Source organism: Bacillus cereus group sp. N11 (assembly GCF_016483605.1).
GTDB classification, from domain to species: domain Bacteria; phylum Bacillota; class Bacilli; order Bacillales; family Bacillaceae_G; genus Bacillus_A; species Bacillus_A toyonensis.
Genome location: NZ_JAEHBN010000108.1, coordinates 1 through 236, shown reverse-complemented (window position 1 = coordinate 236; position 236 = coordinate 1). Strand labels below are relative to the sequence as shown.

Here is a 236-nt window from a genome sequence, read left to right as displayed (position 1 = left end):
CCCCCCCCCTTTTTTCTGTTTTTATTTGGTGACCTTGTAGACCTTGACGCGCATTTTCTTCTGTAGCTTCTGTTGCTTCTGTGTTACCTTGAACACCTTGAGGTCCGGTAGCGCCAGTGGCACCAGTAGCACCAGTAGCACCCGTATTACCTTGAATACCTTGAGGTCCAGTAGCACCCGAAGCTCCCGAATGAACAAGAGAACCACGAGGTCCAGGAGCTAGAGGGGGGCGGGGG

1 pseudogene is annotated in these 236 nt (G+C 53.4%); it reads right to left on the bottom strand.

Annotated elements, in window-relative coordinates:
* Positions 1-236: pseudogene (locus JDS98_RS29890) on the bottom strand (hypothetical protein); the annotation flags it as partial.